Annotated in this window: 14 protein-coding genes and 1 pseudogene; 7 read left to right on the forward strand and 8 right to left on the reverse strand. The window is 67.5% G+C overall.

The features are described from left to right. The 5 genes and pseudogenes from ACWELQ_RS25870 to ACWELQ_RS25890 form a co-directional block, all read left to right on the forward strand. Window positions 1-436: pseudogene (locus tag ACWELQ_RS25870) on the forward strand (5-methyltetrahydropteroyltriglutamate--homocysteine S-methyltransferase); the annotation flags it as partial. A 130-nt stretch (window positions 437-566) separates the two neighbouring features. Further along, entirely contained in the window at window positions 567-692 is a 126-nt protein-coding gene (locus tag ACWELQ_RS25875) for a hypothetical protein (protein ID WP_452399637.1), read from the forward strand. A 31-nt stretch (window positions 693-723) separates the two neighbouring features. Then, window positions 724-1428 (forward strand): helix-turn-helix transcriptional regulator, encoded by a 705-nt coding sequence (locus ACWELQ_RS25880; RefSeq protein WP_452399638.1) that lies wholly within the window; start codon window positions 724-726, stop codon window positions 1426-1428. A 96-nt stretch (window positions 1429-1524) separates the two neighbouring features. Further along, a complete protein-coding gene (locus ACWELQ_RS25885; protein ID WP_452399639.1) occupies window positions 1525-1905 on the forward strand; it encodes a VOC family protein in 381 nt (126 codons plus the stop codon). Between the two features lie 32 nt (window positions 1906-1937). Beyond that, window positions 1938-2153 carry an antitoxin gene (locus tag ACWELQ_RS25890; RefSeq protein ID WP_379360531.1) on the forward strand — a complete coding sequence of 72 codons (216 nt, stop codon included), beginning with the start codon at window positions 1938-1940 and terminating at the stop codon, window positions 2151-2153. Window positions 2154-2247: 94 nt separating this feature from the next. Here the strand turns inward: ACWELQ_RS25890 and ACWELQ_RS25895 are convergent, their stop codons facing one another. Together ACWELQ_RS25895 and ACWELQ_RS25900 are read right to left on the reverse strand one after the other, a co-directional pair. Further along, window positions 2248-2499 (reverse strand): hypothetical protein, encoded by a 252-nt coding sequence (locus ACWELQ_RS25895; protein ID WP_452399640.1) that lies wholly within the window; start codon window positions 2497-2499, stop codon window positions 2248-2250. A 148-nt stretch (window positions 2500-2647) separates the two neighbouring features. Next, the gene (locus ACWELQ_RS25900) at window positions 2648-3700 is read right to left on the reverse strand and encodes an NAD(P)-dependent alcohol dehydrogenase (RefSeq protein ID WP_452399641.1); all 1053 of its coding nucleotides are present in this window, start codon (window positions 3698-3700) and stop codon (window positions 2648-2650) included. A gap of 106 nt (window positions 3701-3806) precedes the next feature. Between ACWELQ_RS25900 and ACWELQ_RS25905 the strand changes: the two genes are divergently transcribed. Both ACWELQ_RS25905 and ACWELQ_RS25910 read left to right on the forward strand, forming a co-directional pair. Further along, complete coding sequence (locus tag ACWELQ_RS25905; protein ID WP_452399642.1) at window positions 3807-4544, forward strand: ZIP family metal transporter; 738 nt, start codon at window positions 3807-3809, stop codon at window positions 4542-4544. Window positions 4545-4607: 63 nt separating this feature from the next. Further along, window positions 4608-5702 carry a S1C family serine protease gene (locus ACWELQ_RS25910; RefSeq protein WP_452399643.1) on the forward strand — a complete coding sequence of 365 codons (1095 nt, stop codon included), beginning with the start codon at window positions 4608-4610 and terminating at the stop codon, window positions 5700-5702. 15 nt (window positions 5703-5717) lie between these two features. Here the strand turns inward: ACWELQ_RS25910 and ACWELQ_RS25915 are convergent, their stop codons facing one another. From ACWELQ_RS25915 to ACWELQ_RS25940, 6 genes are all read right to left on the reverse strand, one after another. Continuing rightward, window positions 5718-6284 carry a vitamin K epoxide reductase family protein gene (locus ACWELQ_RS25915; protein ID WP_452399644.1) on the reverse strand — a complete coding sequence of 189 codons (567 nt, stop codon included), beginning with the start codon at window positions 6282-6284 and terminating at the stop codon, window positions 5718-5720. Continuing rightward, complete coding sequence (locus ACWELQ_RS25920) at window positions 6284-7078, reverse strand: DsbA family protein (RefSeq protein WP_452399645.1); 795 nt, start codon at window positions 7076-7078, stop codon at window positions 6284-6286. Before ACWELQ_RS25920 ends, ACWELQ_RS25915 begins: the two co-directional genes overlap by 1 nt. 163 nt (window positions 7079-7241) lie before the next feature. Then, on the reverse strand, window positions 7242-8093 hold the full coding sequence (locus ACWELQ_RS25925) for a polyphosphate kinase 2 family protein (RefSeq protein WP_452399646.1): 852 nt from the start codon (window positions 8091-8093) through the stop codon (window positions 7242-7244). 70 nt (window positions 8094-8163) lie between these two features. Beyond that, on the reverse strand, window positions 8164-8871 hold the full coding sequence (locus tag ACWELQ_RS25930) for an ESX secretion-associated protein EspG (protein WP_452399647.1): 708 nt from the start codon (window positions 8869-8871) through the stop codon (window positions 8164-8166). A gap of 126 nt (window positions 8872-8997) precedes the next feature. After that, on the reverse strand, window positions 8998-9912 hold the full coding sequence (locus ACWELQ_RS25935) for a lipase family alpha/beta hydrolase (RefSeq protein WP_452399648.1): 915 nt from the start codon (window positions 9910-9912) through the stop codon (window positions 8998-9000). Between the two features lie 91 nt (window positions 9913-10003). Continuing rightward, a partial coding sequence (locus ACWELQ_RS25940; RefSeq protein WP_452399649.1) for an acyl-CoA-like ligand-binding transcription factor occupies window positions 10004-10431 on the reverse strand: 428 nt, incomplete at its 5' end.

The raw sequence follows: 10431 nt of genomic DNA on the forward strand, positions 1-10431 counted from the left end.
CGCGTTCAAGCTGGCCACCTCCGGCGTCAAGCCGGAGACCCAGATCCACACGCACATCGGCTATTCCAGCCGCGGCGACGTGGTGGCGGCGATCGAGGAACTCGACGCCGACGTCACCGCCATCGTGGCCACCCGCTCCATCGAATGGGTGCTGGAAGCGCTGAAGGAGGATTGCGCCGAAGGCCGCGGCCTCACCCACGGCGTCGGTCCCGGTGTCTACGAATCCCGCTCGGCCCGCATCCCCGACATCGACGAGCTGGACGAACTCCTCACCGCCGCAGCCGAAGCCGTCACCCCGGAACGCCTGTGGGCCAACCCCGACGGTGGCTTGAAGACCCGCCACCACTGGCAGTTGGACCCGTCCCTGCGCAACCTGGTCGCCGCCGCCCGCCGTGTCCGCCGCCGCGCCGAAGCCGCTGCGGGCGAAACCGCCTGAGGCAGTAGATCTCCCGACCGGAACCCCGGTCCGATCCCGGATCGGACCGGGGTTTTCGCATTTCCGTCATGATTCGGTCACGAAGCCCGGATTAGCGTGTGGTCCATAGATTTTCGAGAGAGGACGGGCCATGGATCCGACGGGGAAGAGCGATCAGCCGGTGGATGATCCGGAGACCGAGAAGCAGTGGTACGAGAGCTACAACCAGAAGGGGGATCAGGTTCAGCAGGATCCGCCGTGGAAGTCGGGGAACTGAGGTTGTCGGTGGGGGGCGTTACCGTGTGGGCGTGAACCGCACGGATCGGCTCTACGCGATCGTCGAGGAGTTGCGGGCGGTGTCGCCGCGACTCAAGACCGCACGGGAATTGGCCGCACGGCACGGGGTGAGTGTGCGGACGGTGGAGCGGGACATCAGTGCGCTCCAGCAGTCGGGGGTGCCCATCTACGCCGATGTGGGGCGGCGGGGCGGGTACGCGCTGGAGAAGAGCATGTCGTTGCCGCCGTTGAATTTCACGGCGTCGGAGGTGGTGGCGCTGGGGGTGGCGGTCGCGCGGGCGGGGGACGGCCCGTTCGCGGCGGCCGGGCGCAGCGCGCTGCGCAAGATCCTCGCCGCCATGTCGCGCCAGAACGCCGACGCCGCAGAGCGATTGGCGCAGCGGGTGCACATCATGGAGGCGCCCGAAGCCCTCGCGCCGATGCCGATTCCGCCGGAGGTCGAGCAGGCCGTCGTGGCCCGGCGGGTACTGCGCATCGAATATCTGGACGCCGCGGGCGTGCTCAGCGCGCGCGAGGTGGAGCCGGTGGCGCTGCTGCACGGCACCAATGGCTGGTACCTGGTGGCCTGGTGCCGCCTGCGTGACGAACCACGCAATTTCCGGCTGGATCGGATGAAGGCCATCGAACTGACTGAGTGGACCGGGCCGGAGCGGACCATCGACATGTGTCGGCCGGCCGAGCCGGTGCACGAGATCCGGATGATCTCGCTCGGATAGCTCGAAATCGGGCCGGAAACACCGACAGGGGGTTGTCGCGACGCGACGAGATCGTGGTGGGGCAAGGGAATCCACCACAACTCTCCGGGAGACGAGATGAGCACCCCACCCTTCAACACCGTGGCCTGGTTCCAGGTCGGCAGCAATGAGCCCGAGCAGGTCAAGGCGTTCTACCAGGAACTCTTCGGCTGGAATTTCGCGGCGGATCCGGACGAGGACGGCAAGTACGACATCGTCACCTACCCGGGCCAGGAGATGCCCGCGGGCGGCATCGCGCATCTGGACGACGCGTCGGCCAATCACGCCATCTTCTATGTTCTGGTACAGGACGTTCCGGAGATCCTGGCCGCGGCCGAGAAGGCCGGCGGCAAGGTGTTCGTGCAGCCGGTGACCGCCAAGAACGGGCTGGTCTTCTCCGAGATCCTCGACACCTCCGGCAACCGCTTCGGCATCTTCAGCCCGCCGCCGGTGAACTGAGCGGCGGTTAGCCTGTCAGCGAAGCGTTTTCGATGACAGGAGTGTGGATCGTGGGCATGTTCGACCAGTTGAAGGATGCGGCGGGCAAGGCGGCGGAGCTGGCGGGCCAGCACGCCGACAAGCTGGAGCCGTTGATCGACAAGGCCGGCGATCTGATCGATCAGCAGACCGACGGGAAGTTCGAGGCCGCGGTGGACAAGGTCCAGGAGGCCGCGAAGAAGGCCCTGCACGAGCAGGCCGGGCAGTAGCGGGAGCGGTGGCGGAGGGCTCGGTCATCGAGCGTCCGGCGGCGACATCGCCGCCGGATCCGCTACCGCGACAAGGGCTCTCGTGGCGGACGGGTCACCAGTGGTCGCGGTTGTGTTCGCGATGGTGCTCCCGGTCGTAGCGATCGTGGTAGTGGCTCCAGCAGTAATCCCAGTTGAAGCCGAAATTATCGCGGTCGCAGTAGTAGTGGTACCAGTAGTCGTCATCGTGATCGGCGCGGGCGACGCCCGTTCCGGTCGGCGCGGCGGCGGCGATGCCCGCGCCCACCGGGAGGACGAACAGCGCGGCGGCGGTGATGGTCACCAGACGCTTGGCAATGGTCGACATATGATCTGCTCCTTGGTCTTTCACGGGTTCGGGTGGTTGTTTCCCGCGCAAGACAATGGTGCGGATCGGCGGCCGGATTCTCTGTCCGCCCGCTCACGCTGGAAGTGTGTCCGCGCCGACACAACGGCGCGGACACACTCCGGCGGAATCACATGGTGGCGGTGTCGATCACGAAGCGGTAGCGCACATCCGAGGCGACCACGCGGTCGTAGGCCTCGTCGATGCGGTCGGCGGAGATCACCTCGATCTCCGCGCCGATGCCGTGCGCGGCACAGAAGTCCAGCATTTCCTGGGTCTGCGGAATGCCGCCGATCATGGATCCCGACAGCGAGCGCCGGAACCCGGCCAGCGTGGAAGCCTTGACCGCATAAGGCTTGTCGGGCAGGCCCAGCACCACCAGGCTGCCGTCGAGCTTGAGCAGCTTGAGGTAGTCGTCGATCGGCAGGTCCGCCGACACGGTGTTGATGATCAGGTCGAACGAGCTGCGCAGCTGCTTGAAGGTGGCGCGGTCGGCGGTGGCGTAGTAGTGGTGCGCGCCGAAGCGGAGTCCGTCCTCCTGCTTGGACAGCGAATGGCTCAGCACGGTGACCTCCGCGCCCATGGCGGCGGCGATCTTCACCCCGACGTGCCCGAGCCCGCCCATGCCGACGATGGCGACCTTCTTGCCGGGCCCGGCGTTCCAGTGCCGCAGCGGCGAGAACAATGTGATGCCCGCGCACAGCAGCGGCGCGGCCACATCCAGCCCGATGCCCTCCGGAATGGACAGCACGAAGTTCTCGGTCACCACGACCTGCGTGGAGTAGCCGCCGAGGGTGTATCCGCCGGACTGCTGCTCGGCCGGGACGCGGCTGTTGTAGGTCCAGACCAGGCTCTTGGTGCAGTACTGCTGTTCCCCGGCCAGACAGGCTTCGCAGGTCCCGCACGAATTGACCATGCAGCCCACGCCGACCCGATCTCCGATCTTGTGCCGGGTCACCTCGGAGCCGACGGCGGCGACGATGCCCGCGATCTCGTGCCCGGGCACGCACGGGTAGGCGGTCCCGTGCCATTCGTTGCGGGCGGTGTGGATGTCGGAGTGGCAGATGCCCGCGTATTTGACGTCGATCAGCACATCGTGGGGCCCGACCTCGCGGCGCTCGATGGCGATCTTCTCGAAGGCCCCGTCGGGGGCGGAAACGGCATATGCGGCAGCAGTGCTCATGCAGTCATGCCTACTCCCGCATGCCCACGATCACCAACCAGGGTCGGATATCGCATGCTCGGCGCGGCGTGCCGATGCGATGGCAAACGCTCGGCATGCTGACACGGTGGCGATTCTGATCTCGCTGTTCTCGATGTGCGCGACCCTGATCGGCGGGCTGATGGCGGCGCGCATCGGCGATCGTAAGCGCCTGGTGCTGGGGCTGGCCGCGGGCGTCATGCTCGGCGTGGTGGCCTTCGATCTGATGCCCGAATCCCTGGAGGCCGACCATCGGATCGTGCTCGGCGTGCCGGTGCCGCTGCTGGCCGCGGTGGTCGGCTTCTTCACCGTGCACATCATCGAGCAGTCGATGGCCATCCATACCGGTTACGAAGACGAGTACGTCGCTCACCAGCACGGACACGATTTCAGCTCGCTGGGAATCCTGGCCGCGAGCGGGCTGGTCTTCCACAGTCTGCTCGATGGTCTGAGCATCGGTTTCGGTTTCCAGGCCGGTGCCGCGGTGGGCGCGGCGGTCGCCATCGCGGTCGTCTGCCACGACTTCGCCGACGGCTTCAACACTTTCACCCTGACCACGCTCTACGGCAATGCACGCAAACGGGCCATGGTGATGCTGATCCTGGACGCCCTCGCCCCGGTGGTCGGCGCGGTGATCGGCACCCTGGTCAAGGTCCCGATCGAACTGGTCGGCTTGTATCTCGGCTATTTCGCGGGATTCCTGCTCTACCTCGCCACGGCCGATATCCTGCCCGAGGCACATGCGGGCAAACCCTCGAAGGGACCCCTGCTGTGCACACTGGCCGGTGTGGTTTTCATGTTGCTGGTTGCCGCCCTGAGCCACTGAAATACTGGTACACCGAATAGGTACAGCTCGAGCCGACGGGCGATCGGCAAGTCGGGAGGGTCCGTGGACGACGGTAGACGCCGAGGCCGGGGCGGCCGGTGGCTGGCACTGTTCCTCGCCGCGATCGTCGGACTCACCGGATTCCTCTGCTACCGAGGCGAATTGCCGCGCTGGCCCTTCGACGAGGACGCCACCACCGCCAGCCTGGTCGGCCCGTCGCTGCCCCCGCTGGACGTCGACCTGGTCTCCCGGGTGGCCGAACCGGCGCTGGTGAACATCACCGCGGGCATCCGCCCCTACGGCCTGGGCGCGGCCGGATCCGGCATCGTGCTGACCGGCGGGGGTGAGGTGCTCACCAGCCATCACGTCATCAAAGGCGCTGACACCGTGACGGTTTCGGATGTCGGCACCGGCGTGAGCTACACCGCCACCGTCGCCGGTTACGACTCCAACGCCGATATCGCCCTGCTGGATCTCACCGGCGCCGACGGCCTGCCCGCCGCCCGCATCGGCAGCTCCGCCATGCTGCACCTGGGCGATGCCGTGCTGGCCATCGGCAATGCGGGCGGCACCGGCTCGCCCACTGCGGTGGGCGGCCCGATCACCAATCTCGATTCGGCCATCGTGGCCCGCAACGCGGCCGACCTGTCGCGAAAGTCGCTGCACGGCATGATCGAGGTCGCGGCCGCGGTGGCCGCCGGGCAGTCCGGCGGCGCGCTGGTGGACCGCTTCGGCGCGGTCATCGGCGTCATCACCGCCGCCTCGGGCGATGCGTCGAAGGCACTGGGCAAGGGCCCCAACGGTTATGCCGTGCCCATCGACACCGCCATGAACGTGGTGCGCCAGATCCGTTCCGGCACCCCCACCGACACCGTGCACATCGGACCCACCGCCACCCTCGGCATTCTCACCTCGGACGCGCAGCCCACCGGCGCGCACGTCGACGTGGCCATCTACGGGCTGCCCGCCTATGCCGCCGGGATCGCGGACGGCGAGACCATCACCGCCCTCGACGACCGGCCCATCACCAGCTCACAAATGCTGAAAGCCGCACTCAACGCCCATAAACCGGACGATGTGGTGCGGCTCGAGGTCAGCGACGCCGACGGCGGTCACCGCACGGTGAGCGTGACGCTCACCGTGGGCCCGCCGAATTAGAGATCGCCCGCCGAATTAGAACTTGCTGTTCCAGTACGACTGGAACTGGATGTACACGGTCAGGATGATGATCGCGTAGTAGATGGCGACCAGCGTCCAGCGCCACTCCACCAGGATCTGCAGCAGGCCGCGCGAGCGACCGAACAGCAGTCCCGTCACGATCGCGAACATGGCCGGGGTCACCGCCCACACCACCATGCACCACGGGCACAGCGCGTGAATCTCGAAGGTCGCGTCCCAGACCAGGTAGCCGATGGCGGCGACGCCGGCCAGCAGACCCAGCCACATGCCGCCGAAGAACCAGCGCGGCAACGAGATTCCGACCACCAGCAGCAGGCCGATGGTGACGAAGACCGAGAACCCGACCACGCCGATGATCGGATTGGGGAATCCGAACATCGACGCCGTCTTGGACTCCATGACGGTCGTGCACGAGATGGTCGCGTCGATGGTGCACAGCGGCTTGTAGTTGGGCTCGGTGAGCGACTTGAACTTCTCGACCAGCAGCGTCACCGACGCCGCCCAGCCGATCAACGCACCCAGCAGCAGCGGCCACGCCGAGCGGGGTCCCGCCGAGATCATCACTTGGCCGCGTTCTCGATCACCGCGGTCATGCCGCCGGGGCTCATGAGCGCCTGCGGGTCCTGCACCTGGGTGCCGTTCACGTAGACCGTGGGGGTGGACTTCACGCCGGTGGCGAAGACCTTGTCGGTCTGCGTCTTGATCCACTGGACGTAGCGGCCGTCCTTGATGGCCTGGGCCACCGCGGGATCGGTGTAGCCGGCGTCCTTGGCGATCTGGATGAGCTGGTCGTCGCTCATGCCGTTGCCGTTCTCCTTGGGCTGCTTCTGGTACATCTCGGCCAGCCAGCCCTGGAACTTGGTGGGGTCGGCCTCGTACATCACGTAGGCGGCCGCACCGGCGCGGGTGGAGAACTGATTACCGTTGGAGGCCCGGTCCAGGAAGCTGATGATGTTGTAGTCGACGACCGCCTGACCGCTGGTCACGGCCTTTTTCAGGGCATCGGCGTTGGCGTTCTCGAACATGTCGCAGGCCGGGCACTGCATGTCGGCGACGACGCGCACGGACACCTTCTGCTTGCCCGCGGGCGCGGGGACGCCGGTGTTGTCGATCCGGATGGCGCCCTCGGGGGTGAGGTTCGGCGGCACCAGTGCGCCTTGCGCGGCATCCCAGTGGAAGGTGTTGGCGCCCTCGGCCTTGTCGTTGTTGTGCTTGCGCACGGCCAGGGTGATGCCGATGCCGGCGATCAGTCCGAGCAGCACGACGGCCACGCCCACCTGGATGAGGATCTTCCGATTGCGGTCGGCGGCAGCCGCCTTCGCCAGCGGATTCTGACCCGTCGGTTTCTTGCTCACCCTGAGCTCACCACGCCTTCCGTTGTCACGACACGTGCGGCCCCATCTTCACCCGAGAACCTGAGAGAAACCTGCACCGGGGTACGCCGAGTCGCGCTCGGTGCACCCACGACGAGCGATTTTCCGTGCGCGACGGCCAGAATTCACCCTTAGGGGGTGTGAATCACGCCTGGGCGAGCCGCTTTTTCTGCTCGGCGATATCGAAGTCGGCGGGCGGCCAATCCAGCTTCAGACTCTGCAACGCGTCGATGAGCAACTCGGTGACGGCCAGACGCGCGTACCACTTGGCATCACAGGGCAGCACGTACCAGGGCGCGTAGTCGGTGTTCGTGCGATCCAGGACCGCCTGGTACGCCTCCTGGTACTGCGGCCAGAACGCGCGCTCGTCGATATCGCCCGGATTGAACTTCCAGTACTTGTCGGGCCGGTCCAGCCGCTGCTGCAGCCGCTTCTTCTGCTCGTCGAGGGAGACGAACATGGCCACCTTCACCACGACCGTGCCGTCGTCCACCAGCTTGCGCTCGAACTTGTTGATCTCGTCGTAGCGCTTGCCCCACACCTCCGGGGGCACCATGTCGTGCACCCGCACCACCAGCACGTCCTCGTAGTGCGAGCGGTCGAAGACGCCGATCTGGCCGCCGCGCGGCAGCTGCTTGCGAATGCGCCACAGGTAGTGGTGCTTCCGCTCCTCGGCGGTCGGCACCCCGAAGGCCGCGTGATCCACGCCCTGCGGGTCCACCGAACCGATCACGTGCCGGACGATGCCGCCCTTGCCTGCGGTGTCCATGCCCTGCAGCACCAGCAGCACGCTGCGGTTGTCGCCGGAACGGCCGTTGGCGTAGAGCTTCTCCTGCAGATCCGACAGCACCGCGGCGCGTTCGGCGAGCAACTGCTCACCGGCCTTCTTGTCACCCTTGAAGCCCGGAGTCGCGGATGTACTCAGATCGTTCACCTTGACGCCATCGGCCCGTAGGACCTTGGTGACCGGTTTGGACCATGATGTCGCCTTCGCCATTCCTCATGCGTAGCACGCGATGTGGTTTCCCGCAGGCAACCGGGCCGAATCGAACCGCGCACCAGCCGGATCAGACCCGCGCCAGCAGTACCAGTTGCGCGGCCAGCTCCTCGTCGGTGACCGGGGTCAGGGTGAGGTCCGCGGCCGTGGTGAGCAGGTAGCGGCCGTCGCCGGAGAAGTCCAGCCACGTCCGGTGCCGGGTCGGCGGGGACAGCGGATTCGCGGGTTCGACCGTTACGGTGATGAATCCGCGCCCATCCACGGGTTCGCGCAGTTTGCGGCGGAAGCGGTCGGCCTCCTCGCCGGTGCCGGTGGCGTCGGGATACAGCACCGCCTGCTGCGGTTCGCGCAGCGGCTCCAACCGTCCGGGCGGCGCCGAGCCGATGACCTCCACCAGTTCCCGGCCCAATTGCTCTGCCGGGCACAGGGATACGGTCACGGTGTCCGGCAGCGAGACCAGGATTCCGGCCCGCTGCTGTGCCACCGCCGCGAAGGCGAGAATGCGGCGCGCCCGCGGCCCGGTGGTGTGCTCGCCGTAGAGCGTGACCGTGGTGGTGTCGGTGCGCGCGCACAGCGCCAGCGCGGCGGCCAGCTCCGGATCGGTGCGGCGCAGGAAGCGCGGGGGTGGAGCGCCCCACGGGGGCGTGCTGAATCGTGTTGTGCCGTCGGTGTTCCCGAGCGCCGCGGGCGAAGTGTCCAGCGGGTAGGGACGGCGGGCCAGATCGGTTTCGCGGGTCCAGATCATCGCGAACTCGTCCGGGGTCAGGATCCATTTCATGGGGCCGACCCCCCTTTCTGCGGTACCACCTCCGTCCCGCTCGCGACCCTACCGGAGAGTTTCTGCGGGTGCTGGCTGTCACCGATGGGCCGGAAGTGTGACCTGGGGCACTCGCATGTCGATCGGCTATCGCACCGGCCCGGCGAAGGGCAGCACCACCGTGCACGAAACCGGTTCGGCGTGCGCCGGATCCAGCGCGTTGAGCACCACGCGCACCGCGACCGGATCTGCGGGCAGCTCGAAATGCTCGGTGTAATCGGTCGGGCACAGGTCCTGGAGCACCACGGCGTCGACATTCGGGCCGTCGAGCAGGCCGGTGGTCCACGGGGTCGCGATCTCGTCGTAGCGGGTCACGATCGTGGTGAACCGGATATCCGGCGCGATGGCCGCGTCGGCATTCAGGTCGACGGCGACCTTCGAGCCGGGCGACAGTTCGCACGGGCCGCACTGGTCGACGAGTTGTGTTCCTGGCCCGGTGGATTCGAGCAGCGGTTGCAGGCTCGCGATGCCGCTGACCGTCGACCCGTGCAGCGGGGCGGCCAGCGCGATGTAGCGATCGATCTTCGGAATCCCGCCCAGGTGGTTCAGTAGGTAGAACGGCACCGCCCCGCCCATCGAGTGGCCGACCAGATCGACCTTGTCCGTGCCGGTGGCGGCGCGGACCCGATCGATGAAATCGGAGATCTGCCGCGCACTCTCGGCGATCGGCGTGAGCGCGCCCATCACGTCGCCGAGCGCCCCGACACCGTAGGTGGTGGTGAAGACGCAGTACCCGGCATCGGCGAGGACCGGGGACAGGGTGTTCCAGCCCACCGTCTGATTGCCCAGTCCATGCAGCAGGACTACCGGATTCGGATGTGCCGCAGCGGGTTTGCACGACCAGTCGTTCGCGCCGGGCGGCGCTTGCCCGGGTGCGGCGAGTTCGGCGGCGAGCCCGCCGAAATAGCTGTAGGACGGATCCGGTTCCTCGGCCGCGGCTGTTCCCGCGATCGAGGCGGCGGAGAGCAGGACGAGGGCGAGGCAGCGGAGTGCGGATCGCATGGGGTCTCCCGGATTTCGTGCCGCCCGGCCGCTCGGCGTCCCCTTCGCGCCATGCGTGACCGACCGGTCGGTCACAGGTTACCCCGACGTCTCAGTCCAGGGGTCGCGTCGCGTAGTCCGCGAGTCCGCCCAGTGCGGTATCGAATCCGTCGGTGGCGGCCTCGATCGCCTTGGCGCGCACCGCTTCCGGATCCTCGCCCGCCAGGATTCCGCGGCGGATCTCGGCGTGCAGCGCGCGGTTCAGCCCGGCCAGGGCAGCGGCGGCCAGCCGGGGTGCGCAGTCCTGCGGCGTCGCGCCCGTCGTCTCCGAGAGTGCTTGCGCCAGTGCGGCTTCGGAGCGTTCGTCGAGCCGGTGCACCCGGGCCTGGAGGGCGGGACTGTCGTCGATGAGCCGCCAGAAGGTGATCGCGGCGGGGGAGAGTCCGCGGAGTTGGGGGTGGGGGAGCCGGTGCATGTGCGCAGCTTGGCGGCGGATCGGTCCGAATACTTGCGGCGTCCCGATCTCGGGCGGCTGCCCGG

This window comes from Nocardia sp. NPDC004722, from assembly GCF_053601505.1.